At 63.9% G+C, this 22,998-nt stretch carries 19 protein-coding genes; 9 read left to right on the top strand and 10 right to left on the bottom strand.

Going from position 1 to position 22,998, the window contains the following annotated elements; all coding sequences use genetic code 11:
* Window positions 1-266: 266 nt before the first annotated feature.
* Window positions 267-1,910, bottom strand: coding sequence for a chaperonin GroEL (gene groL / locus IV113_RS17200; protein WP_291087343.1), 1,644 nt, complete (start codon window positions 1,908-1,910; stop codon window positions 267-269).
* A 45-nt stretch (window positions 1,911-1,955) separates the two neighbouring features.
* A complete protein-coding gene (gene groES, locus IV113_RS17195) occupies window positions 1,956-2,246 on the bottom strand; it encodes a co-chaperone GroES (protein ID WP_056268329.1) in 291 nt (96 codons plus the stop codon).
* Window positions 2,247-2,482: 236 nt separating this feature from the next.
* Between groES and IV113_RS17190 the strand changes: the two genes are divergently transcribed.
* Window positions 2,483-4,237, top strand: coding sequence for a 7TM diverse intracellular signaling domain-containing protein (locus IV113_RS17190; RefSeq protein WP_291087339.1), 1,755 nt, complete (start codon window positions 2,483-2,485; stop codon window positions 4,235-4,237).
* A gap of 1 nt (window position 4,238) precedes the next feature.
* Here IV113_RS17190 and IV113_RS17185 read toward each other — a convergent pair whose 3' ends face one another.
* From IV113_RS17185 to metK, 3 genes are all read right to left on the bottom strand, one after another.
* Window positions 4,239-5,042 (bottom strand): SDR family oxidoreductase, encoded by an 804-nt coding sequence (locus IV113_RS17185; RefSeq protein WP_291087440.1) that lies wholly within the window; start codon window positions 5,040-5,042, stop codon window positions 4,239-4,241.
* Window positions 5,043-5,064: 22 nt separating this feature from the next.
* Window positions 5,065-7,113: a PAS domain S-box protein gene (locus IV113_RS17180; protein ID WP_291087337.1), complete on the bottom strand. Its 2,049-nt coding sequence runs from the start codon at window positions 7,111-7,113 to the stop codon at window positions 5,065-5,067.
* A gap of 182 nt (window positions 7,114-7,295) precedes the next feature.
* Window positions 7,296-8,477, bottom strand: coding sequence for a methionine adenosyltransferase (gene metK / locus IV113_RS17175; protein ID WP_291087335.1), 1,182 nt, complete (start codon window positions 8,475-8,477; stop codon window positions 7,296-7,298).
* A gap of 122 nt (window positions 8,478-8,599) precedes the next feature.
* Between metK and IV113_RS17170 the strand changes: the two genes are divergently transcribed.
* Window positions 8,600-9,469, top strand: a complete 870-nt coding sequence (locus IV113_RS17170) for a lysophospholipid acyltransferase family protein (protein WP_291087333.1) — start codon at window positions 8,600-8,602, stop codon at window positions 9,467-9,469.
* On the top strand, window positions 9,469-10,392 hold the full coding sequence (locus IV113_RS17165) for a lipid A biosynthesis acyltransferase (RefSeq protein ID WP_291087331.1): 924 nt from the start codon (window positions 9,469-9,471) through the stop codon (window positions 10,390-10,392). Before IV113_RS17170 ends, IV113_RS17165 begins: the two co-directional genes overlap by 1 nt.
* A 12-nt stretch (window positions 10,393-10,404) precedes the next feature.
* On the opposite strand, the gene IV113_RS17160 is transcribed toward IV113_RS17165, so the two are convergent.
* A complete protein-coding gene (locus tag IV113_RS17160; protein ID WP_291087329.1) occupies window positions 10,405-11,325 on the bottom strand; it encodes an alpha/beta fold hydrolase in 921 nt (306 codons plus the stop codon).
* 30 nt (window positions 11,326-11,355) lie between these two features.
* Window positions 11,356-12,150: a ribosome biogenesis GTP-binding protein YihA/YsxC gene (gene yihA, locus IV113_RS17155; protein ID WP_291087327.1), complete on the bottom strand. Its 795-nt coding sequence runs from the start codon at window positions 12,148-12,150 to the stop codon at window positions 11,356-11,358.
* 103 nt (window positions 12,151-12,253) lie between these two features.
* Here yihA and IV113_RS17150 point away from each other — a divergent pair, with 103 nt between their 5' ends.
* The 5 genes from IV113_RS17150 (at window position 12,254) to IV113_RS17130 (ending at window position 18,422) form a co-directional block, all read left to right on the top strand.
* Window positions 12,254-12,868 carry a c-type cytochrome gene (locus IV113_RS17150; RefSeq protein ID WP_291087325.1) on the top strand — a complete coding sequence of 205 codons (615 nt, stop codon included), beginning with the start codon at window positions 12,254-12,256 and terminating at the stop codon, window positions 12,866-12,868.
* Between the two features lie 180 nt (window positions 12,869-13,048).
* Window positions 13,049-15,208 carry a cytochrome c biogenesis protein ResB gene (locus IV113_RS17145; RefSeq protein ID WP_291087323.1) on the top strand — a complete coding sequence of 720 codons (2,160 nt, stop codon included), beginning with the start codon at window positions 13,049-13,051 and terminating at the stop codon, window positions 15,206-15,208.
* Window positions 15,205-16,572, top strand: a complete 1,368-nt coding sequence (gene ccsB, locus IV113_RS17140; protein ID WP_291087321.1) for a c-type cytochrome biogenesis protein CcsB — start codon at window positions 15,205-15,207, stop codon at window positions 16,570-16,572. The genes IV113_RS17145 and ccsB overlap by 4 nt, the downstream gene beginning before the upstream one ends.
* 136 nt (window positions 16,573-16,708) lie before the next feature.
* Window positions 16,709-17,725 carry a protein-methionine-sulfoxide reductase catalytic subunit MsrP gene (gene msrP, locus IV113_RS17135; RefSeq protein ID WP_291087319.1) on the top strand — a complete coding sequence of 339 codons (1,017 nt, stop codon included), beginning with the start codon at window positions 16,709-16,711 and terminating at the stop codon, window positions 17,723-17,725.
* 124 nt (window positions 17,726-17,849) lie between these two features.
* A complete protein-coding gene (locus IV113_RS17130; RefSeq protein ID WP_291087437.1) occupies window positions 17,850-18,422 on the top strand; it encodes a protein-methionine-sulfoxide reductase heme-binding subunit MsrQ in 573 nt (190 codons plus the stop codon).
* Between the two features lie 9 nt (window positions 18,423-18,431).
* On the opposite strand, the gene lysA is transcribed toward IV113_RS17130, so the two are convergent.
* Together lysA and IV113_RS26275 are read right to left on the bottom strand one after the other, a co-directional pair.
* Window positions 18,432-19,727, bottom strand: a complete 1,296-nt coding sequence (gene lysA, locus IV113_RS17125; protein ID WP_291087317.1) for a diaminopimelate decarboxylase — start codon at window positions 19,725-19,727, stop codon at window positions 18,432-18,434.
* A gap of 63 nt (window positions 19,728-19,790) precedes the next feature.
* The gene (locus IV113_RS26275; protein WP_363318636.1) at window positions 19,791-19,928 is read right to left on the bottom strand and encodes a lipoprotein; all 138 of its coding nucleotides are present in this window, start codon (window positions 19,926-19,928) and stop codon (window positions 19,791-19,793) included.
* A 69-nt stretch (window positions 19,929-19,997) separates the two neighbouring features.
* Between IV113_RS26275 and cyaY the strand changes: the two genes are divergently transcribed.
* Window positions 19,998-20,327, top strand: a complete 330-nt coding sequence (cyaY, locus tag IV113_RS17120) for an iron donor protein CyaY (RefSeq protein WP_291087315.1) — start codon at window positions 19,998-20,000, stop codon at window positions 20,325-20,327.
* On the opposite strand, the gene IV113_RS17115 is transcribed toward cyaY, so the two are convergent.
* The gene (locus IV113_RS17115) at window positions 20,317-22,734 is read right to left on the bottom strand and encodes a penicillin-binding protein 1A (RefSeq protein WP_291087313.1); all 2,418 of its coding nucleotides are present in this window, start codon (window positions 22,732-22,734) and stop codon (window positions 20,317-20,319) included. The genes cyaY and IV113_RS17115 overlap by 11 nt on opposite strands.
* Window positions 22,735-22,998: the final 264 nt, after the last annotated feature.

The raw sequence follows: 22,998 nt of genomic DNA, 5'->3' as shown, positions 1-22,998 counted from the left end.
CGGGCTGGCCGGACGGCTCATCAGCCGCTTCGCGTCAGCAAATCGCCATCCGGCCAGCCCGAGCACCCATGCTTGGGGTGAGCGAACAGCAGAAACAAAAAAACCCCGCGAGGCAACTCGCGGGGTTTTTTCTTGGGGTCGTTTGGCACACCGGGGTGCACCTACGACGCAGCATGAGGCACCAGGCCAAGGCGCAAGGGCGTAGACAGTGGCAGCGCCACTGCAAGCCCTTGCAACGCCGGCATGGCGCCTCAGGCAAGGAGCAATTACATGCCCATGCCGCCCATGTCGCCCATGCCCATGCCGCCACCACCCATGGCAGGCGCGTCATCCTTCGGGGACTCGGCAACCATGGCTTCGGTCGTCAGCATCAGGCTGGACACCGAAGCGGCGTTCTGCAGCGCGGTGCGAGTCACTTTCGTTGGGTCCAGAATGCCCATTTCGATCATGTCGCCATAGGTGTCGTTGGCAGCGTTGAAGCCGTAGTTGCCTTTGCCAGCCAGGATGGCGTTGACCACCACCGACGGCTCGCCACCGGCGTTGGCCACGATTTCGCGCAGGGGGGCTTCGATGGCCTTGAGGACCAGCTTGATACCGGCGTCCTGGTCAGCGTTGTCACCCTTGATGACACCAGCGGCCTGGCGTGCGCGCAGCAGGGCCACGCCACCACCAGCCACGATGCCTTCTTCCACCGCAGCGCGCGTGGCGTGCAGGGCGTCTTCCACGCGGGCTTTCTTTTCCTTCATCTCGACTTCGGTGGCAGCGCCAACCTTGATCAGTGCAACACCGCCGGCCAGCTTGGCCACGCGCTCTTGCAGCTTTTCGCGGTCGTAGTCGGAGGTGGCTTCTTCGATCTGAACGCGCACTTGCTTGACGCGGGCTTCGATGTCGGCAGCCGCACCAGCACCGTCGATGATGATGGTGTTTTCCTTGCTCACTTCGACGCGCTTGGCGGAGCCGAGATCAGCCAGGGTCACTTTTTCGAGCGTCAGGCCGACTTCTTCAGCGATGACCTTGCCGCCGGTCAGGATGGCGATGTCTTCCAGCATGGCCTTGCGGCGGTCGCCGAAGCCAGGAGCCTTCACAGCCACGACCTTCAGGATGCCGCGGATGGTGTTGACCACCAGGGTCGCCAGGGCTTCGCCTTCGACGTCTTCGGCAATGATCAGCAGCGGACGGCCGGCCTTGGCGACTTGCTCCAGCGTGGGCAGCAGGTCACGGATGTTGGAGACCTTCTTGTCGTACAGCAGCACGAAAGGGTTGTCCAACATCGCGGATTGTTTTTCCGGATTGTTGATGAAGTAGGGCGACAGGTAGCCGCGATCGAATTGCATGCCTTCGACGACTTCGAGTTCGGACTCCAGCGATTTGCCGTCTTCGACGGTGATCACGCCTTCTTTGCCAACCTTGTCCATCGCATCGGCAATGATCTTGCCGATGGTTTCGTCGCTGTTGGCCGAAATGGAACCAACTTGGGCGATTTCCTTGGAGGTGGTGGTGGCCTTCGAAGCCTTCTTCAGCTCGGCGACCAAAGCGGTAACCGCTTTGTCGATGCCGCGCTTCAGGTCCATCGGGTTCATGCCGGCAGCCACGTACTTCATGCCTTCGCGCACGATGGCCTGGGCCAGCACGGTAGCGGTGGTGGTGCCGTCACCGGCGTTGTCGGAGGTCTTGGAAGCAACTTCCTTGACCATCTGGGCGCCCATGTTCTGAAGTTTGTCCTTCAGTTCGATTTCCTTGGCCACGGACACACCGTCCTTGGTCACGGTGGGGGCGCCGAACGAGCGCTCGAGCACCACGTTGCGACCCTTGGGGCCCAGGGTGACCTTGACGGCGTTGGCCAGGATGTTCACACCCTCGACCATGCGTGCGCGGGCTTCGCCGCCGAAAATGACGTCTTTTGCTGCCATGTTGATTTCTCCAGAATTCAGTTAAAAAGAAAGAAAAGAGAAGAATTACTTCTCAACAACCGCAAACAGGTCGTCTTCTTTCATCACCAACAGTTCGTTGCCGTCGACCTTGACGGTCTGGCCACTGTATTTGCCGAACAGAACGCGGTCACCGACCTTGACGTTCATGGCGGCCAGTTCGCCCTTGTCGTTTTTCTTGCCAGGACCGACCGCCAGGATCTCGCCCTGGTCAGGCTTCTCTGCGGCTGCGTCAGGAATGACGATGCCGGAAGCGGTTTTGGTTTCGCTGTCAATGCGCTTGACGATCACGCGATCGCCGAGAGGACGAAGGTTCATTGCATCTCCTGGATATGGAACGGATGGGAAGGGGGCTCAGGTCGGCGGTGCCGGCTGGGAACCGGGCGGATGCCGCCGATCACTTGGGGAAAGCTTGTTAGCACTCAACCCCAGCGAGTGCTAATGATAAGGGCGACGGCAACCCATTTCAAGGCCGCCGTGCTTTATTTCTGGTGTGAGCCAGCAAGTGACCGCGCCATCCCGGGACGGGTGGCGCGAACATTTACGATCCTGGGATGGATCGATTTACCCCATCACCCGATCCGGCCCCCTGTTTTGCTTTCCTGTTCCGCCGCCTGGCGGGATTGACCGTCCTGTTATGCGGTCTCTGGTTGGCTCTGTGGCCGGACTTCGCCCGCGCTTCGTCCGGCGAGACCGACATCACCTTGCAGGCGCGCCACTGGATCGACACTTCCGGTGGCCTGCCCATCGAGGAGGTGACCCGCCGGCCAGCCGGCGATTTCATGACCATGGAAGGCTACCAAAGCTTCCAGCTCGATGGCGCAGCGCTGTGGCTGCGTCTGGATCTGTCGCAGCGCGACGCCGGTCGCCGCTGGTACCTGATGCTGAGCGCTGCGGCCTTCACGAATCAGGCCACGCTGTACACCGCGAGCTCGTCGGGCGCGTGGACGGCCCAGCAGGCGGGGGATCACCTGCCGGTGTCGCAGTGGGCTCACCCGGACCAGACGCCGGTGTTTGCGCTCGACCCCCAGGCCACCGGCCCCGTCTGGCTGCGGCTGGAGAACCGGCCCGCGCCACTGAGCCCGCGCCTGATCTTGCTGGATGAGCGGCAGTTGCAGGAGAAGCGCCAGTGGACCTTTCTGATGGTGGGTGGCTACCTGGGCTTCGGGCTGCTGGTGCTGTTCATCGGCTGGGTGCATGCGCGCCTGTACGCCGACAGGGCATTCATCGCCTACTGTTGCTATGTGGCGTCCATGCTGGGATTTCAGGCCGCCTTCACCGGCATCGGAGGCTTGTTTTTCTGGCCCGACCATGCCGCATGGAACGACGCGGCACCAGCCGTGTTCATGCTGTGGTTGACGGCGTCCGGCATCTGGTTCGTGCGTGAGGTTTGCGTGGTCTCGCGCCACCACCGCGGGGTTGATCGATTCGTGCTCGCGTGGTCGGTTTTCGGCCTGCTGTTCCCCGCGCTCTACCTGTTGCTGCTGAACCGGCCGGCCTTCATCGTGCTCAACCTGTATGGCTTGCTGTCGGTGCTGCTGAGCTTTGGCCTCTGCGTCTGGACCTGGCGTCGGGGCGAAACCTACGCGGGCTGGATGGCGCTGGGTTTCCTGCCGGTGCACCTGGCGTACCCCTTTCCGGCGCTGCGCAGTGCCGGAGTTCTGCCGGACAGCTGGGCAACGCAGTACGCCGTGCTGATTGGCTCTGCGATCGAGATCCCGCTCCTGCTCTACATCCTGCACCGCCGCGCCAAGGATTTCAGCGAAAACCGGGCCCGCCTGCGTGCGATCGAAAGCACCGACCCCCTGACTGGCTTGACGATTGCGCCGGTGCTCATGCTGCGCCTGCGCGATGCGCTGCGCCGTTCTCGCCGTTACGGCCACCGCTGCGGTGTGGTGCTGGTGGAGTTGTCCAACCACGCCGCCATCATCGAGCGTGAGGGCCGTGAGGCCGGTGACCGGTCGCTGGTGGTGACCGCCTCACGCTTGTCGGCTGTGGTGCGCGATGTGGACACCGTCAGCCGCATGACGGAGACGCGCTTTGCGATGCTGGTCGAGGGGCCCGAGGATCTCAAGCTGCTGGGCCAGCACATCGTGGCCAAGGGACTGGAGCGGGTGCCCTTGCTGCCAACCGACCTGCCACTGCGTTTTCGCCTGGTCTCTGCAGCGCTGCCCGACGAAGACGACGAGTCGCTCGACGACACCCGCCTGATGGAGCGCCTGCATCGCGCGCTGGATCAGCTCGCTGACGATCCGCGCAAGGTCGTGTTGCACCTGACCCCAAACGGCGCAGGGCCGGTCGGCGCCTGAATCAGAAATGGGCCAGATAGCCACCGTCGACCACCAGCGTCTGCCCGGTCACGTAGCTGGCCGCAGGTGAGGCCAGAAACACGGCGGCCCCCGCGATCTCGTCCGGTTGGCCCCAACGGCCGAGCGAGCTGCGTTGCTGCAGCCAAGCCAGTGTCTGGGCGTTTTCGACCATGTCTGTGTTGGCTTCGGTGGCAAAGAAGCCCGGGGCAATGGCGTTGACGTTGATGCCATGCGGGCCCAGTTCGGCCGCCAGGGCGCGGGTGAGGGCTTCCAACGCACCTTTGCTGGTGGTGTAGGCCGCGTCTCCTCCACGGGCGATCGGCCCGGCGATGGAGGTCACGTTGATGATGCGACCGAACCCCTGTTCGCGCATGGGGCGCGCGGCTTCCCGGCACAGGTGCCAGGCCGACACGAGATTGGCCTCCAGCACCTCGCGCAGGGCCTGGGCGGGCAGCTCGTCCAGCGGCTGGCGGCGGCGTTGGCCCACGTTGTTGATCAGGATGTCCAGGCGACCGCTTTCAGCCAGCACACGGGCGACGGCGGCGGTGGCAGCAGCTTCGTCGGTCACGTCGAACGGCAGTGCGTGGGCCAGACCACCAGCCGCTGGCCCGGCGGCGCGGGTGTGTTCCACGGCCAACTGGAGGCTGTCGGCATCACGGCCATTGAGCCAGACCTCGGCCCCGTGGGCGGCGAGCGCACGGGCCATGGCCAGGCCCAGGCCACGGCTGGCGCCGGTGACCAGGGCCACGCGGCCTTGCAAGGAGAAGAGGGGCGTTGACGTCACGCGCGAATTATCGACGGGCATCATGCCCACCGATCGACGCGCCTCAGGCCGTGAGTTCGACCATTGATGGTTCCGGGAAAGCCAGGTCGGGCTCGATGCTCTCCAGCGGCAGCGTGAAGTAGAAGGTGCAGCCCGCGCCCGGAGCGGTTTCCGACCAGATGCGACCGCCGTGCCGGTCGATGATGCGTTGCGCCAGTGCCAGACCCGTGCCGGTGCCCTCGAAGTCCATCGAGTGGTGCTGGCGCTGGAACATCACGAACAGGTTGTGCGCTTTCTCCAGGTCGAAGCCGGCGCCGTTGTCGCTCACGTAGAAGGTGCGTCCGCCCATGGGGTTGACCTTCCAGCCCACCTTGATGACGGCATCCGTGCGTTTGCTGGTGTACTTCACTGCGTTGTCGAGCAGGTTGCCCCAGGCCTGAGCCAGCAGCATGGCGTCGCCACGAACCAACGGCAGATCCGGATCGATGGACCATTCAATGGAGCGATGCGGGTTTTCTTGTTTGAGGTGGGCGACGACGCCGTGCAACAGCGGCGTGAGCGGCACGGGCTGGGCCTCGATCGTCACACGGCCCAGGCGCGCGTACTCCAGCAGGCCTTCGATCATCAGGCTCATGCGCTTGGATGCCTTGGCGATCGAGGTCTGGTACTGACGGGCGAGGTTGTCGGTGGATTCACCGGTCTGCTCCTGCAGCAGACTCACAAAACTGGCGATGTGGCGCAGCGGTGCGCGCAGGTCGTGCGAGACCATGTGCGAGAACACGTCCAGATCCTTGTTGGCCGCCACAAGCTGCTGTGTGCGTTCGGCCACGCGTTTTTCGAGCTCGCGGTTGAGATCGTTCATGACGTCCTCCAGGCTCTTGGCGGCGGTCATGTCGCGCGTGATGCTCGACAAAGCCTGCAGTTCGCCGGCCTCGTTTCGCAGCGCGGTGAGCACGGTGTGCGCCCAGAAGCGCGAGCCGTCCTCGCGCAGGCGCCAGCCGCGAGACTCCCATTGGCCGTGGTCCTTGGCCAGGCGCAACACCTGGCTGGGGTCCACCTCGTCTTCGCCGGCGTTGTCGGTGCACATCAGCGTCTCGTACGACTGGCCGACGATCTGTGAGCGCTGGTGGCCGTGCAGGCGCTGGGCGCTCTCGGTCCATTCGGTCACGGCGCCGGTCTCGTCCACGAAATAGATGCAGTAGTCCTGGATGGCATCGACCATGAGGCGGTAGCGCTGCTCGCTGGCGAACAGCTCTTCGGAGCGCTCCCGCACCCGCTCTTCCAGATCCTGGTTGGCGTGCAACACGAATTCTTCGGTGCGGCGACGCTCGGTGATGTCGTGCAGCTCGATGAACAGGCCCTCGACCGAACCATTCTGCACATCGGGGATGTAGTGGATATCGAAGTAGTTCTGCTCGCCGTCGGCTCCCTTGCGTGCGGCTTCGAAGTTTTGCGCCTGGCCCCCGAGCGTGGCCAGCACGCGCGACATGATTTCAGGCAGCACCTCGGGGCGCACCACCTCGCTCAGGTGTGAGCCCACCATGTCTTCAGGTTCCTTGGCGTAGCGCTGGGCGTGCGCGTTGTTGGCAAAGCGGCAGATCAGGTTCTTGTCGTAGTAAGCCAGCCGCGCCGGGATGCGGTTGGTGATGCTGCGCAGGATGGCGTCCTTGGGCGCGTCGATGACGTGGTTGACCGGTACGTTGCCCTGGTCCGCCACCATGGTGCTGGTGTGCAGGAACTGGCCCTCCGCGTCATAGACCGCAGTGGAGGTGAGTCGGGCTTGCAGGAAGTCGCCGTTGGCGCGGCGCAACGTCAGCGACAGCGGCTCGGTGCGCCCGCTGATCAACAGTTGCTCCACATGCGTGGACGCCAGGCTGCAGCACTCTGGCGCGGCCAGGTCCACGAGCGTCATGAACATGACCACCTCTTCCCGGTCCATGCCGAGCCAGTCCAGCAGGGTCTGGTTGACGTTCACGCAGCGCAGATCGGCGTCCAGCGCCAACAGGCCGCAGGGCGCGTTGTCGTACAGCGCGCGCGCGGCGCTCAGGGCCGCCAGCAGTTCGTCGGTGATGGGTGCCAACTGCTGCTCAGTGGTCGATGCAGAGGTGTCCATGGGAGGGCTCCAGGTCGGTTCGAATCGGGGCAAGGAATTGCTCGTACTTCCTTATCGGACGCTGGCGACAAAAATTCAGCGGATGCAAGCGCTGGAATGGGAGGTGTATCCAGCCCATTTCTGACGAAAAAAAGCCCCGGGGCTCGCGCACCGGGGCTTTTTGGTGACTTGTAAGTGATTGCTTACAAGCCGGCAGCCTTGCGCAGGGCGGCAGCACGGTCGGTGCGCTCCCAGGTGAACTCAGGCTCTTCGCGGCCGAAGTGGCCGTAGGCGGCGGTCTTGGTGTAGATCGGGCGCAGCAGGTCCAGCATCTGGATGATGCCTTTGGGGCGCAGATCAAAGTGTTCATTCACCAAGGCTGCGATCTGCTCGTCGGAAATCACACCGGTGCCTTCCGTGTAAACGGTCACGTTCATCGGGCGGGCCACGCCGATGGCGTAAGCGACCTGGATCTGGCATTGCTTGGCCAAGCCGGCGGCCACCACGTTCTTGGCCACGTAACGCGCGGCATAGGCGGCCGAACGGTCAACCTTGGACGGGTCCTTGCCGGAAAACGCACCACCCCCGTGCGGGCAGGCGCCACCGTAGGTATCCACGATGATCTTGCGTCCGGTCAGGCCGCAATCGCCTTGCGGACCACCGATGACGAAACGGCCGGTGGGGTTGATCAGGTAACGCGTGTTCTGCAGCCATTCCTTGGGCAGCACCGGCTTGATGATCTCTTCGATGATGGCTTCATTGAACGAGGCCTTCATCTTGGTGGGGGTTTCGCTCTGGTCAGGGCTGTGCTGGGTGGACAGCACCACGGTGTCGATGCTGTGCGGCTTGCCGTCCACGTAGCGCATCGTCACCTGGCTCTTGGCGTCGGGCCGCAGGAACGGCAGACGGCCGTCCTTGCGCAACTGGGCCTGGCGCTCCACCAGGCGGTGGGCGTAATAAATGGGCGCGGGCATCAGCTCGGGCGTCTCGTCGCACGCGTAGCCGAACATCAGGCCCTGGTCGCCCGCGCCGATGTTCAAGTGGTCGTCGCTGGCGTGGTCCACGCCTTGGGCGATGTCGTTGCTCTGCTTGTCGTAGGCGACCAGCACCGCACAACCCTTGTAGTCGATGCCGTAATCGGTGTTGTCGTAACCAATGCGCTTCAAGGTGTCACGCGCGACCTGGATGTAGTCAACGTGCGCGTTGGTCGTGATCTCGCCGGCCAGCACCACCAGGCCGGTGTTGCACAAGGTCTCGGCCGCCACGCGGCTGCGTGGGTCCTGCTCGAAGATTGCGTCAAGGATCGCGTCGGAAATCTGGTCGGCAACCTTGTCGGGGTGGCCTTCAGAGACGGATTCGGAGGTGAAAAGGAAATCGTTCGCCATGTATAAACTCCAAGTTGGTTGATCGGCGTTGCCGGTCTTCAGAGTTCGGCGAACGCTTTAGCGGAATTTATGAATCGCCCCGCAATTAGTTCAGTAACTCGGCGATGGGCGAATTCTAGACCATGGTCCGTGCCCCGTCCCGTCCCACCACCGCCTTGGCCTCGCTGATCCAATTCCTTTTTCGTACCTTGAGTCTGCTGCCGCTGCCGGTGCTGCACGCGCTGGGCTGGGTGCTGGGCTGGGTGAGCTTTCTGCTCTCGGGCCGCTACCGCCGTCGCCTGCTCGCCCATGCGAAGCAGGCCGGGATTTCCTCGGACGTCGCGCGGGCTTCCGTCGGCGAGGCGGGCAAGCTGGTGGCCGAGTTGCCCCGTCTGTGGCTGGGGCGCCCGGTGCGGGTGGAATGGGACGGTGCCGAGCTCATCGAGCTGGCGCAGGCGCAGGGCTCGGGGGTGCTGTTCCTGACGCCGCACCTGGGCTGCTTCGAGATCACCGCCCAAGCCTACGCGCAGCGCTTCGGCGCCCAGCATCCCATGACGGTGCTGTTTCGCCCGGCGCGCCAGCCCTGGCTGCGCGATCTGGTGGCGGGCGCGCGTCAGCGCCCGGGCTTGCTGGCCGCACCCACCAACCTGGCCGGCGTGAAACAACTCATCAAGGCGCTCAAGGGTGGCGATGTGGTGGGCCTGCTGCCCGATCAGGTGCCGCCTGCGGGGCAGGGGGTCTGGGCGCCGTTTTTCGGGCGCGACGCCTACACCATGACGCTCTCGGCGCGCTTGGCGCAGAGTGCTGACACGCAAATCCTGGTGAGCTGGGGCGAGCGGCTGAGCTGGGGCCGTGGTTTCCGGGTGCACGTGCGGTCGTTTGGTCCCCTGGCCGGCGACGCTTTGGTGGCGGCGCGGCAGATCAACCAGGCCATGGAAGCGCTGGTGCGAGAATGCCCGGCCCAATACCTCTGGTCATATGACCGTTACAAGAGCCCACCGCCCTTGCGCTGATGTCCGATCCCATTCCCGTCTCCGCCCACCAGTTGCCGCCCGGCGGCATCGCCAATCGGCTGGGGCTGGTTTTCATGCGCGTGTTGGCCGCTCTGCCCTTGTCGTGGGTGCGCGCGCTGGGATGGGTGCTCGGTCAGGTGCTGCACACGGTCGCGGCGCGCCGCCGCGGTATTGCCCGCACCAACTGGGCCTTGTGTTTTCCGGAGCACAGCGCCGCTGAACGCAATCGCGCGGTGCGCCAGCATTTCGTGTTTTTCGCCCAAGCCTGGATGGACCGCAGCTGGCTGTGGGAGGCGAGCGATGCGACCATCCGCCAGCGCCTGAAGCTCACGGGCGACCTGCAGGCGTTGGCCGGCAACGAGCCCACGGTCATGTTCGCGCCGCACTTCGTGGGCATGGATGCCGGCTGGACCGCCCTGACCGCCCACCTGGAGCGCCGCTTTTGCGGCATCTACGCCGAGCAGCTCAACGCCGACGTGGACCGCTGGATGTCCAAAGGCCGTCAGCGCTTTGGCGAGCCCCACATCGTGGCCATGCGCCAAGGGCTCAAGCCGCTCGTGGCTGCGCTGCGCCAGGGCCTGCCGCTGTACCTGCTGCCCGATATGGACTACGGCACGCGCGACTCGGTCTTCGTTCCCTTCTTCGGTGTGCAGACCGCCACCATCACCTCACTCTCGCGGTTTGCGCGCATGGCCAAGGCACGCGTGGTGCCGGTGGTCAGCCGCTTGACCAAGGAGGGGTACGAGGTGACGGTGCATGCACCCTGGCCGAACTACCCCACGGGCGACGTGGAGGCCGACACGGCCATGATGAACACCCACCTTGAAGGCTTCATCCGAGCCACGCCCGAGCAGTACTACTGGGTGCACAAGCGCTTCAAGACCCGGCCTGACGGCGAACCTTCGTTCTACGCCGGCCTTTGAGCATCCCCCTGCTCAGTTCTTCAGGAAAGCCCTGATCAGTGCTGCCACCTGCTGGGGCTGTTCGTGCACGATCCAGTGCGTGGCGCCCGGCACCCGCTCGATGCGCAGGTCGGCCACATAGCCGCCGAGCCCGTCCAGCAAAGCTTCTGGCAAGGCGGTGTCGCCCAGTCCCCAGATCACCAGCGTGCGCACGTTGACCGCCACGCGCTCGCGCGGCAGCTGCACTGCCACGGCGCCAGGATCGCTGGTGGTGGGTGGGCGCAGCGGTGAGGCCGCGTAGTAGGCACAAGGGCCATGCAGACCCAGGCTCCAGACTTCGCGATAGCGTTCGCGCGTGGCGTCATCGAGCCAGGCCATGGGGCCGCTGTCGGCCGCCATGTTGGTGAAGAAGGGCCACAGTCGCGCGAAATCGTTTTCTGCCAGCAGCGCTGGCGCGTCGGGTCGCGCGAGGAAGTTCATGTACGCACTCGAGGCCTGTTGCGTCGGCGAGTTGGCCAGTTCGCGCTGGAAGGTGGCTGGGTGGGGCGCATTCACGATGGCGAGCTGGCGCATGGTCGCCGGCATCTGCGCGGCCACGCTCCAGGCCAGCGCTCCGCCCCAGTCGTGCGCCACCAGACACGCGAGTTGCCCTGGCGTGGGGCTGTCCTGTGTGATGACATCGATCAGCGCGGCAAGGTCCTGCACCAGCGGCTTGGCGCGGTAGGCCGCCATCTCTGTGGGCGCGCTGGAGTGTTCGTAGCCCCGCAGGTTGGGCGCCACGCAGCGGTAACCGCCGTGTTGGGGTTGCGCGAAATGTGCCAGCAGCTCGTCCCAAACGAACGCGGCTTCGGGAAAGCCGTGGAGAAACAGGAGAACCGGCCGGCCCGGCTGGCCCGCAGCCCGGCAGCTCAGCGTGATGCCGTGCGGCAGGGCTTGTTGAAACGTCTCGATCATCGCGCGCAGCCTCCTTGGGCCCGCGCAACGTCAATCGAGGGCGGGCGGTTCGTCTTCGGGTTCGGGTTCGGCGACAGGTGCGGCCACGGCCGGGCCGTCTTCATGCGTCCAGCGCCAGAGCATCTGTGCCACCTCGTCCAGGCCCTTTTTCTTCAGGGCGGAGAAGAGTCTGGCTTCGCCGCCGCCAGATTGCAGTCGCGCAATCGACAGCGCTTTTTGCGCCTCGGCATGGTTGAGCTTGTCGGACTTGGTGAGCAACACCAGGAACTTCAGGCCTTCCTCGACCCGTGGACGGATCACTTCCAGCAGGATCTCGTCGAGCTCGGTCAGGCCCAGGCGCGGGTCGATCAGCAGCACCACGCCCTTGAGGTTCTCGCGCGTCAGCAGGTAGTTGCCCATGACGCGTTGCCAGCGCAGCTTGGCTTCGCGCGGCACGGCTGCGTAGCCGTAGCCGGGCAGGTCGGCCAGCACGGCGTCGGTGATGCCCTGCTTGCCCAGCGAGAACAGGTTGATGCTCTGCGTGCGCCCTGGTGTCTTGGAGGCGAATGCCAGACGCTTCTGCTGCGTCAGGGTGTTGATGCAGGTGGATTTGCCGGCGTTGGAGCGGCCGACAAAGGCTACCTCGGGCACGTCCAGCGCGGGCAAGTGCTCAAGCTGGGGGGCGGTGGTGAGGAAACGGGCGGTGTGCAACCAGCCGTGGGCGATCTTGACGTCAGGGGTCAGCGAATCGGGCGATTTTCCAGCGTTGGGTTTGCGGGCTTGGGGGCTCTTGGCGTCCGCAGACGGGGAAGCAGGGGTGTTGGCTGGAGTGTGGTTCTGGGTCATTGGGGGTGTTTCCCGAGTGGGCATTGTAAAATCGATTGGCTGTAACCAGACAACCCGCGAAATTCTTCAACCTGAACACGTCGCACGCGACGCCCGTCCCGTCATGAAATTGCCTGTTTCCTTTCTTTGCGCCGCCGCTGCTGCGGCTTTGTCGTTCAGTGTCCAGGCGCAGGCGGTCAAACCCGATCTGGCCAAGGGCGCCGCGGCGTTCGGTCAGGTCTGTGTGGCTTGCCACGCGGCCGATGGCAACTCCACCACGCCGGCCAATCCCAAACTCGCTCAGCAACATCCGGAATACCTGGTGAAGCAACTGCAGGAATACAAATCGGGCAAGCGTGACAACGCCATCATGAAGGGCATGGCAACCGCCTTGTCTGACGACGACATGCGCAACATCGGCTTCTGGCTGGCGGCTCAAAAGGCCACGCCGGGCGCTGCCACCGACAAGGACCTGGTGACCCTGGGCGAGCGCATCTACCGCGGCGGCATCCCTGATCGCCAGATCGCCGCATGCGCCGGCTGCCACAGCCCCAACGGTGCCGGCATTCCCGCGCAGTACCCCCGCCTGTCCGGTCAGCATGCCGACTACACCGCTACCCAGCTCAAGCTTTTCCGCGACGGCACCCGTGCCAACAACCTCCAGATGGCGGGTGTGGCCGCGAAAATGAACGACCGCGAAATCAAGGCGGTGTCCGACTACATCGCCGGTCTGCGCTGAGATTCCTCCTGGCCTCTTGCCCTTCACCGGCTGCTGGGATATAAGTAAACGATAATATTTGCCGGTGCAATGCGATAAAGCCTTCCGGCGGTGAACCGCCAGCGAAAAACAACATCACAACAGGGCGCGTTCCAGGATCACTGGAACCGCCCTTTTTGTTGAACCGTACCCCACTGCTCCATGACCGTTTCCACCCAAGGCCTGCACATCCGCACCAGCTCGCGCATCGTCAGCGAGACGGTGGAGTTGTTGTCGTCGATGCGGTTCTCGATCTCGCTGCTCACGGTCATCTGCATCGCTTCGGTGATCGGCACCGTGGTCAAGCAGCACGAGCCGGTCAACAACTATGTCAACCAGTTCGGCCCGTTCTGGGCCGATGTGTTTGCCAGCGCCAACCTCTTTTCGGTGTACAGCGCGTGGTGGTTCCTGCTGATCCTGGCGTTTCTGGTGACCAGCACCAGCCTGTGCATTGCCCGCAACACGCCCAAGATCCTCGCCGACTTCAAGGCCTACAAGGAAAACATCCGCGAGCAAAGTCTCAAGGCGTTCCCGCACCGCGCCGAGAGCACGCTCGTGGAAACGCCGCAGACCGCGGCCAACCGCATCGGTCAGACGTTGCTGGGCTCGGGCTGGAAGGTCAAGCTGCAGTCGCGCGACACGCCGCAAGGGCAGGGCTGGATGGTGGCGGCCAAGACCGGCGCGGCCAACAAGATCGGCTACCTCGCGGCGCACAGCGCCATCGTGCTGGTGTGCATTGGTGGCTTGCTCGATGGCGACCTGATGGTGCGGGCCCAGACCTGGTTCAACGGCAAGTCGGCGTTCACTGGCGGTGGACTCATTGCCGATGTGCCTGCCCAGCACCGCCTCTCCTCCAGCAACCCGACCTTTCGCGCCAACTTGCTGGTGACCGAGGGCACGACCGCCAGCACGGCCATCCTCGCGCAACCCAATGGCGTGTTGTTGCAAGACCTGCCTTTCTCGGTCGAGCTGAAAAAGTTCATCGTCGAGTACTACGAGACCGGCATGCCCAAGCTGTTCGCCAGCGACATCGTGATCACCGACTTCGAGACCGGTGAGAAGAAGGAAGCGCGCGTGGAGGTGAACCACCCGGCCAGCCACCGCGGCATCAACATCTACCAGTCGAGCTTTGACGACGGGGGTTCGCGCGTGAAGTTGCAGGCCGTGCCGCTGAACCGGCCCACCCGGCCGTTCGAGATCGAAGGCACCATCGGCAGTTCGAGTGCTTTGAGCAACGGCGACGACAAGATGGTGCTGGAGTACACCGGCCTGCGCACGATCAACGTCGAGAACTTTGCCGGCGTGAACCCGGCTGCTGGCGTGGACGTGCGCAAGGTCGACCTGCGCAGCTCGATCGAAAGCCGCCTGGGCAGTGGCCACAAGACCACCACCGAGAAGACCCTGCGCAACGTGGGTCCGAGCATCACCTACAAGCTGCGCGATGCGGCGGGCCAGGCGGTGGAGTACCACAACTACATGCTGCCCATGGATATTGAAGGCGCGCGCATGTACCTGCTGGGTCTGCGTGAAACGCCTTCCGATCCGTTCCGTTACCTGCGCATCCCGGTGGACGAGAACGACAGCATGGACGGCTTCGTGCGATTGCGTGCAGCGCTCGACGACCCGCAGATGCGCGAACTCGCGGTACGCCGCTACGCAGTCACGGCGGTCGAAGACGGGCGCCCGGAACTGGCGGAAGCCCTGGTGGCCTCGGCCACGCGGGCGCTGGCCTTGTTTGCCGGTGCGGAACCCGCTGCCCGGATCACGCCGGTGGCTGAGGTGAACGGTGTGGCGATCACGAAGCCACGGGTGCAGGGTGGCTTGCAGGCCGTGTCGAATTTTCTGGAAACCAATGTGCCGCAAGCCGAGCGCGAGCGCGCGAGCGAAGTGCTGGTGCGCATCCTGAACGGCACCTTGTTCGAGCTGCTGCAGGTCAGCCGCGAACGTGCCGGTGTGCCGCCTCTGGAACGCAACGACGCCACCCAACAGTTCATGACGCAGGCGGTGATCAGCTTGAGCGACACCTTCTTCTACCCTGCGCCCATGACGTTCCAGCTCAAGGACTTCACACACGTGCAGGCCAGCGTGTTCCAGGTGGCGCGTGCGCCGGGCCAGAACATCGTCTACCTCGGTTGCCTGTTGCTGATCGTGGGCGTGTTTGCGATGCTCTACGTGCGTGAACGCCGCCTGTGGGTATGGCTCTCGCCCTCCGGTGAGCACGCTTCCCAGGCCAGCATGGCGCTGTCGTCGAACCGCAAGACGATGGAAGCCGATCGCGAATTTGAACTCTTGAAGACCCAGTTGTTGAAGGTGCCAGCATGAATACCGCCACCGCGAACCAGACGATCGAACTGAAGAAAAACCGAGGAGGTCAAGGCCTGGAGCCGGGCTACTTCGCTCGCCGCAACGTGTGGGACTGGCTCTTCGCCGCGCTGGTCGTGGCGGGCTCCGCGATCGCGTTTGCGCTCTATGGTTCGGCCATGGATGGTTACGAGAAGGCCATCCTCGTGGGTGTGGTGCCCTCCTTGATCTGGCTCGGCTGGTTCTGGCGGCCGCTGCGCGCGCTGGCCGTGGCCGTGGCGGCATTTGCATTGTTGGCGATCTGGCTCTACCAGACGCCCGCGGGCACCGCCGATCTGGCGCGCGCCGATCAGATGTTCATGCTGAAGTACTTCATCTCCAGCCAGTCGGCCATCCTGTGGATGAGCATGCTGTTCTTCATGAGCACCGCGTTTTACTGGACGGGCATGTTCACCCGCGCGGGCGACACTTTCGAATTGCTGGGCTCGCGTCTGGCCTGGGTGGCCGTGGCCCTGGCGCTCATCGGCACCATGGTGCGCTGGTACGAAAGCCACCAGATCGGCCCCGACATCGGTCACATCCCGGTGAGCAACCTGTACGAGGTGTTCGTGTTGTTCTGCTGGATGACGGCGGCCTTCTACCTGTACTACGAAGACCAGTACAAGACCCGCCGCATGGGTGCGTTCGTGATGCTGGTGGTCAGCGCCGCTGTGGGGTTTTTGCTCTGGTACACGGTGATCCGCGAAGCGCATGCGATCCAGCCGCTGGTGCCTGCCTTGCAGAGCTGGTGGATGAAGCTGCATGTGCCGGCCAACTTCATCGGCTACGGCACGTTTGCCATCGCAGCCATGTTGGCCTTTGCCTACCTCATCAAACAAAGCGCGAGCGAAACACGCTGGTACAAGCTTGCGCCGTTGTGGATCCTGGGCCTGGTTCTGTGCCTGGAGCCCATCGTGTTCCGTCAGTCGGCAGCCGAAAAGGGCGGCAGCTACTGGTTCGTTTATTTCGGCGTGTCGGCGCTCATCGTGGCCACCATCATGTTTGGCCGCAAGCGCATTGCAGAGCGTCTGCCCAGCTTCGAGGTGCTGGACGACGTGATGTACAAGGCCATCGCCGTGGGCTTTGCCTTCTTCACCATCGCCACCGTGCTCGGTGCTCTGTGGGCGGCCGAGGCCTGGGGTGGCTACTGGAGTTGGGACCCGAAGGAAACCTGGGCGCTGATCGTCTGGCTGAACTACGCGGCCTGGCTGCACATGCGCCTCATGAAAGGCCTGCGTGGCACCGTGGCGGCCTGGTGGGCGCTGGTGGGCCTGGCGGTCACGACCTTCGCCTTCCTGGGGGTGAACATGTTCCTGTCGGGCCTGCACAGCTACGGCGAACTCTGATCCCGCAGGCGGGGCATGGAGCGGGCTGACGCGGTCCGCACCGGAACTTTGTAAGAATCGCGGCTGTCCGACGACTCACGGCAAGTCCTGCGCGGCATCCTCTGCGCAAGGCGTTGCATCAGCCAGGATCGCCAACATGCTCATACGCACTTCCCAAGACGGCTTCAACCACCCATTCCCCAGCGAGATCACGTCCAAGGCGGCTTACCAGAACCGTCGGCAGTGGCTGCAGCGAAGTGCTTTCACCGCAGCCGCCCTCGGTGGTGGTGTCGCTTCGCTGGCTTCGCAGGATGTCTGGGCCCAATCGGCCGGCTCCACCCCCAAGCCTGGCAAGCTGGCGGCACTGCTTGGCAAAACGTCGGCCGTGCCGGGTGCGGCCACGGTGGAGAAGCTGACCTCGTACGAGGACGCGAGCAGCTACAACAACTACTACGAGTTCGGAACCGACAAGTCCGATCCGGTTGTCACCGCCAAGACACTCAAGCCACGCCCGTGGACGGTGGCTGTCGAGGGTCTGGTGAACAAACCAGGCACCTTCGACCTGGACACGCTGCTCAAGCTGAGTCCGATGGAAGAGCGCATCTACCGCCTGCGTTGCGTTGAAGGGTGGTCGATGGTGGTGCCCTGGGTGGGCTACTCGATGGCCGAACTCATCAAGCAGGTGCAGCCGCAGGGCAGTGCGAAATTCGTGGAGTTCGTGACGCTGGCCGACAACAAGCAGATGCCGGGATTGAGCTCGAATGTGCTGGAGTGGCCGTATGTGGAAGGCCTGCGGCTCGATGAGGCCATGCACCCACTCACGCTGCTGGCTTTCGGCATGTACGGCGAGGTTTTGCCCAACCAGAACGGCGCACCCGTGCGCTTGGTCGTGCCATGGAAGTACGGTTTCAAGAGTGGCAAGTCGATCGTGAAGATCCGCTTCACCGACAAGGAGCCGCGCACGGCTTGGAACCGCGCCGCGCCCCAAGAGTACGGCTTTTATTCGAACGTGAACCCGCAGGTCTCGCACCCGCGGTGGAGCCAGGCGACCGAGCGCCGCATCGGCGAAGAAGGCGGGCTGTTTGCCAAACGCCGTCAGACACAGATGTTCAACGGCTACGAACCCCAGGTCGGCCAGATGTACGCGGGCATGGACCTGCGCAAGTTCTTTTGATCCTTGAACAAGGTGCCTCATGACATCCACCGTGTCTCAAGTCGTCGCGGGCTCATCGACCCGTCCCACTCGCCCGGTAGGCTCGCGCATCAACCGCTGGCTCGGTCACCGCGCGGCCAAGCCCATGGGTTTCGTGCTGGCCCTTCTGCCGTTCGCCTGGCTTGTCTGGGCGGCGGTTGCCAACCAACTCGGTGCCAACCCGGCTGAAGCGCTGATCCGATCGCTGGGCGACTGGACCATCCGCTTCCTGGTGCTGGTGCTGGCCATCACGCCGCTGCGCACGGTGACGGGCTGGGTGGCGCTGGCGCGGTTGCGCCGCATGGTGGGTTTGTTCGTGTTCTTCTACGCCTGCATGCACCTGCTGGCGTATGCCTGGTTCGACATGGAATTCAGCGTGCCCGGCATCGTGGACGACGTGATCAAGCGGCCGTTCATCCTGGTGGGTTTCCTGAGCTGGTTGCTCTTGCTCGCACTGGCAGCCACGTCGTTCAACCGGGCCATCCGTGCGATGGGTGCCCAACGCTGGCAGATGCTGCACCGCGCGGTCTATGCCGTCGCCGGTCTGACCGTGCTGCATTTTTTCTGGATGCGCAGCGGCAAGAACGACTTTGCCGAGGTCGCGGTCTATGCCGCCATCTTTGCTGCGCTGCTCGGTTGGCGCCTCTGGCGGCGACTTTCAAAGCCGCGCAGCGCCTGAGGCGCGGGCTCAGGCTGGTGGCAGCAAGGTTTCCAGGCGCAACTGATCGGCGGCTGACTCGCGTGCCCGGATCATCGTGGCGGTGCTCCCATCCACCAGCACTTCGGCAGCTCGACCCCGCGTGTTGTAGTTGCTCGCCATGCTCATGCAATACGCGCCAGCCGAGAGCACTGCCAGCAGATCGCCCGCCTGCGCGGCCAGCGCGCGGTCGCGGCCCAGCCAGTCGCCGCTCTCGCACACCGGGCCAACCACGTCCCAGGTGAGCGGCGCTTCATCGCGGGGAGAGACCTCCACGATGCGGTGGAAGGCTTGGTACATGGCCGGGCGCGGCAAGTCGTTCATGGCCGCGTCCACGATCAGGAAGTTCTTCTGCTCGCCAGGCTTCTGGTAGAGCACCTCGGTGAGACACACCCCGGCGTTGCCCACCAGCGAGCGCCCGGGTTCGATGAAAATCTTGCGGCCGCCAAAACCACGAGCGTCCAGGCGATGCAGAAGCTGTTGCCACAGGGCATCGGCTTGGGGGGGCGTATCGCCGTGGTAGTCGATGCCCAGACCGCCGCCGAAGTCGATGTGTTCGATGGGAACACCCGCGGCTTCGATGCTCTCCACCAAGTCGATCACCCGGTCCATGGCATCGAGGTAGGGTCCGGTCTGCGTGATCTGGGAGCCGATGTGGCAGTCGATGCCGACCACGCGCAAGCCAGCGCAGCCAGCCGCATGCCGGTAAGTGGCCACCACGTCTTCATGCGCGATGCCGAACTTGTTGCCTTTGAGACCGGTGGAAATGTAGGGGTGGGTCTGCGCATCCACGTTGGGATTCACGCGCACGCTCACCGGCGCGCGCAGGCCCATGCCACGGGCCACTTCGTCGAGCACGTCCAGCTCGGCGCGGCTTTCGACGTTGAAGCAGCCGATGCCGACTTCCAGCGCGCGTCGCATCTCGGCGCGCGTCTTGCCCACGCCGGAAAATATCACCTGGCCGGGCTCGACACCCGCAGCCAGGGCACGTTCAAGTTCGCCCCCCGAAACGATGTCCAGTCCGCAGCCAGCGCGCACCAGCGTCTGCAGGATGCCCAGCGTGGAATTGGCCTTCATGGCGTAGCAGATCTGGTGCGAGCGCCCGGCCAGTCCGCGCTGGTAAGCCGCCAGCGCGTTCAGCATGGCGGCGCGGCTGTACACGAACAGGGGGGTTCCGTGCTCACTGGCCAATTGTTTGAGCGACACGCCCTCCATCACGAGATCACCCGCTTGGTACGAGATGAAGGGTGGCAGGTTCATGGGTGGCGGGCCGGGCAGGGTGGTCATGCTGGGAGGGAGAGGTGCGGATGAATCGGGTGAGCATGCCGGCGGATGGACCCGCTGGGCATGTCAGCGCGGGGCTGTGCTGCCGGGTGTTGCCGGGGTGGCCTGCGTGGGGGTTGCAGAGGCCGGTGCGGGTGCGGGCGTGGGCAGATACAGGGGGCCCTTTTGACCGCAAGCCGTCAGCAACAACAGGCTGATCACCATCCCCACACCCCGAGTGCGTGAAGGGGCGCGGCCTAGAATGAGTGACGTTTTCAACATGCAACCATTGTAATGACCGACACCGAGTACCAAGACCTGGCGGAATCGCTGCTGAGGTCGATTGAGCTGGCCTGTGATCGCATCAACGATCAGACCGATGCCGATGTTGATAACCAGCGAGTGGGCGGCATGATCACGATGACGTTTGCCAATGGCAGCCAGATCATCGTCAACCTGCAAAAGCCGTTGCAGGAAGTCTGGCTGGCGGCGCGCGCTGGCGGCTTCCACTACCGCCACGACGGGGCGGCGTGGATGGATACCAAAGGCCAGGGCGAGCTGTTGGCCCACCTCTCCCGTTTCGCCTCGGAACAATCCGGGCAGACGCTGGACTTCAGTTCCTGAACAGATCCAGGATGCCGCGCCGGTCCTCCACCTGGGCGGCAGGCGCAACTGGGGGGGCTGTTGCAGGGTCCGGCGCCGGTGGGGCGGCGCCTGGCCAGGCATCCTGCAGTCCCAGGCCATGTACGCCGTGGCCGGGACCAAATTCTTCAAAGTACCACTCACCGTTCACATTGATGACGCCCGGAGGGGGCGTGTACGCCGCGACCGGCACGTCCTTGAGGGCCTGTGTCATGAACGAGATCCAGATCGGCAGGCTCAAGCCTCCACCGGTTTCGCGGCTGCCCAGGTTGCGCGGCGCGTCGTAGCCCACCCAGGCGGCTGCCACCACCGTCGGCTGGTAGCCCACGAACCATGCGTCGACCGAATCGTTGGTGGTGCCGGTCTTTCCGAAAAGATCGGTCCGCTTCAAGGTGGCCTGCGCGCGCGCAGCCGTGCCCGAGCGTGTGATCTCCTGCAGCAGGCTGTTCATGATGAAAGCGTTGCGCGGCTCGATGGCCCGTTGGGCGTCGGTGAGCGTGGGCTCAGGGGCCTCGTAGATCACCTTGCCTTTGTGATCGGCAACACGGGTGATCAGCGTCGGGGCAACGCGGTAGCCACCGTTGGCGAACACGCCGTAGCCGACCGCCATCTGCATTGGCGTGACCGAACCCGCGCCCAGAGCCATCGTGAGGTAGGGCGGGTGCTTGTCCACGTCGAAGCCAAAACGCCCCACCCACTGCTGAGCGCTCTGTGTGCCCACCAACTGGAGCACGCGGATCGAGACCATGTTCTTGGACTTGGCCAGGGCGCGGCGCACCGACATCGGTCCCTCGAACTGCCCGTCGTAATTCTTGGGCTCCCAGGGCTTGCCCCCTGTCGCGTCCGCGCTGTAGAACAGCGGCGCGTCGTTGACCACAGTCATCGGCGTCAGCCCTTTTTCAAGCGCAGCGGAGTAGATGAAGGGCTTGAAGCTGGAGCCGGGCTGGCGCCAGGCCTGGGTCACATGGTTGAACTTGCTCTTCTGAAAATCGAAGCCGCCCACCAGCGCAAGCACTTTGCCCGTGCGGGGATCCATGGCCACAAAAGCCGATTCCACATCAGGCAACTGCGTGATGCGCCATGCCTTGGTGGTGGTCTGCACCACCCTGACCACCGCGCCAGGCCGGATCTTGATGTTGGGCCCAGCCTTGTCCGACAAGCCGGACTGCACCGGCTTGAGACCATCACCCGTGATCTCGAAAGGTTCTCCATCCTGTCGCACCGCGAGCACACGCTTGGGCCCCGCTTCAAGCACCACAGCCGACAGCAAATCGTCGTTGTCCGGCCTCTCGGTCAGTGCGTCGTCCACCGCTTCATCCAGGGCAGCCTTGTCGGTGGGTAGGTCGATGAACAGCTCGGGTCCCCGGTAGATCTGTCGCCGTTCGTAGTCCAGCACACCCTGGCGCACAGCCCGGTAAGCCGCCAACTGCTCCGTCTGCTTGAGGGAAGTCGTGACCACCAATCCCCGGGTGTAAGCCTCTTCACCGTACTGGGTGACGATAGATTGCCGAACCATCTCGGCCACGAACTCGGCATGCACCTGGGTGGCGCTACCCACCGGACGCAGTCTCAGATCCTCGGACTTGGCCTGCTCAGCCTGCTCGGCCGAGATGAACCCGTTTTCCACCATGCGGTCGATGATGTGCAACTGGCGAGCGCGGGCCCGGCGCGGATTCCTGACCGGGTTGTAGGCTGAAGGCGCCTGAGGCAGGCCCGCCAGCATGGCGGCCTCGGCGATCGTCACGTCCTTGAGCGCTTTGCCGAAATAGACCTGGGCTGCCGACGAGAACCCATAGGCTCGCTGACCCAGGAAGATCTGGTTCATGTAGATCTCGAGAATCTGCTCCTTGGTGAGCATGTGCTCCAGTTTGAAGGTCAGCAGCACCTCGTAGATCTTGCGTGTGTAGCTCTTCTCGGCGGACAGGTACACGTTGCGTGCAACCTGCATGGTGATCGTTGATGCACCCTGGCTCTTGGCCTGACGCAGGTTTGCCAACGCGGCGCGGATCATTCCTCGATAGTCAACGCCGCTGTGCTGGAAAAAGCGCGCGTCCTCAATGGCCAGCACCGCATTCTTCATCACCTCGGGAATCTCGTTGATCGTGAGCAGGTTGCGGCGCTCCTCGCCGAACTCGCCGATCAGTTGTCCTTCCGCCGTCAGCACACGCAATGGCAGCTTGGGTCGGTAGTCAGCGAGCCCAGTGACATCGGGAAGATTCGGGTAGGCCACAGCCAACGCAATGCCCACGGTCATCAACACGCTTACAACACCTGCCGCCGCCAGTCCGGCCACAACCACCACCAAGCGTCCCACCCAGATGAGTGCAGTGTGCCCCGCAGATACTGGCTTGGAAGATTCGGGAGGTGTGGGGGTATCTTGGGTAGGCATGCAGTCGATCAAGGCCTCAAACCCTGATTATAAAAATGGCGCGAAGCGGCTTGAGCCAGCGTTGTCGGCATATTGTGAGTTGTTGTGTAGTTCGCTGACCAAAGGTGCATGACAGGGTTGGCAGCGCAGCACCGACACGTAGGATTTTGACAACGTTTCGATTTGTCGCAAAAGCAAAATTTCTTTGCTGGACAAGGGCCTTGCTGCTAGCATTCAAGTGAAGTCTTAAGTCTGGCGCCCACTGGCGTCATCATATCTGGGGGT

The sequence above is a fragment of the Hydrogenophaga sp. genome (assembly GCF_018780385.1).
GTDB lineage: Bacteria > Pseudomonadota > Gammaproteobacteria > Burkholderiales > Burkholderiaceae_C > Hydrogenophaga.
This window is presented reverse-complemented; position numbering and strand designations above follow the sequence as displayed.

What these genes read in the sequence shown, in the direction of transcription:
- groL (WP_291087343.1), bottom strand. Translation starts at nt 1,910, where the DNA reads ATGGCAGCAAAAGACGTCATTTTCGGCGGCGAAGCCCGCGCACGCATG.
- groES (WP_056268329.1), bottom strand. Translation starts at nt 2,246, where the DNA reads ATGAACCTTCGTCCTCTCGGCGATCGCGTGATCGTCAAGCGCATTGAC.
- IV113_RS17190 (WP_291087339.1), top strand. Translation starts at nt 2,483, where the DNA reads ATGGATCGATTTACCCCATCACCCGATCCGGCCCCCTGTTTTGCTTTC.
- IV113_RS17185 (WP_291087440.1), bottom strand. Translation starts at nt 5,042, where the DNA reads ATGCCCGTCGATAATTCGCGCGTGACGTCAACGCCCCTCTTCTCCTTG.
- IV113_RS17180 (WP_291087337.1), bottom strand. Translation starts at nt 7,113, where the DNA reads ATGGACACCTCTGCATCGACCACTGAGCAGCAGTTGGCACCCATCACC.
- metK (WP_291087335.1), bottom strand. Translation starts at nt 8,477, where the DNA reads ATGGCGAACGATTTCCTTTTCACCTCCGAATCCGTCTCTGAAGGCCAC.
- IV113_RS17170 (WP_291087333.1), top strand. Translation starts at nt 8,600, where the DNA reads ATGGTCCGTGCCCCGTCCCGTCCCACCACCGCCTTGGCCTCGCTGATC.
- IV113_RS17165 (WP_291087331.1), top strand. Translation starts at nt 9,469, where the DNA reads ATGTCCGATCCCATTCCCGTCTCCGCCCACCAGTTGCCGCCCGGCGGC.
- IV113_RS17160 (WP_291087329.1), bottom strand. Translation starts at nt 11,325, where the DNA reads ATGATCGAGACGTTTCAACAAGCCCTGCCGCACGGCATCACGCTGAGC.
- yihA (WP_291087327.1), bottom strand. Translation starts at nt 12,150, where the DNA reads ATGACCCAGAACCACACTCCAGCCAACACCCCTGCTTCCCCGTCTGCG.
- IV113_RS17150 (WP_291087325.1), top strand. Translation starts at nt 12,254, where the DNA reads ATGAAATTGCCTGTTTCCTTTCTTTGCGCCGCCGCTGCTGCGGCTTTG.
- IV113_RS17145 (WP_291087323.1), top strand. Translation starts at nt 13,049, where the DNA reads ATGACCGTTTCCACCCAAGGCCTGCACATCCGCACCAGCTCGCGCATC.
- ccsB (WP_291087321.1), top strand. Translation starts at nt 15,205, where the DNA reads ATGAATACCGCCACCGCGAACCAGACGATCGAACTGAAGAAAAACCGA.
- msrP (WP_291087319.1), top strand. Translation starts at nt 16,709, where the DNA reads ATGCTCATACGCACTTCCCAAGACGGCTTCAACCACCCATTCCCCAGC.
- IV113_RS17130 (WP_291087437.1), top strand. Translation starts at nt 17,850, where the DNA reads ATGGGTTTCGTGCTGGCCCTTCTGCCGTTCGCCTGGCTTGTCTGGGCG.
- lysA (WP_291087317.1), bottom strand. Translation starts at nt 19,727, where the DNA reads ATGACCACCCTGCCCGGCCCGCCACCCATGAACCTGCCACCCTTCATC.
- IV113_RS26275 (WP_363318636.1), bottom strand. Translation starts at nt 19,928, where the DNA reads ATGGTGATCAGCCTGTTGTTGCTGACGGCTTGCGGTCAAAAGGGCCCC.
- cyaY (WP_291087315.1), top strand. Translation starts at nt 19,998, where the DNA reads ATGACCGACACCGAGTACCAAGACCTGGCGGAATCGCTGCTGAGGTCG.
- IV113_RS17115 (WP_291087313.1), bottom strand. Translation starts at nt 22,734, where the DNA reads ATGCCTACCCAAGATACCCCCACACCTCCCGAATCTTCCAAGCCAGTA.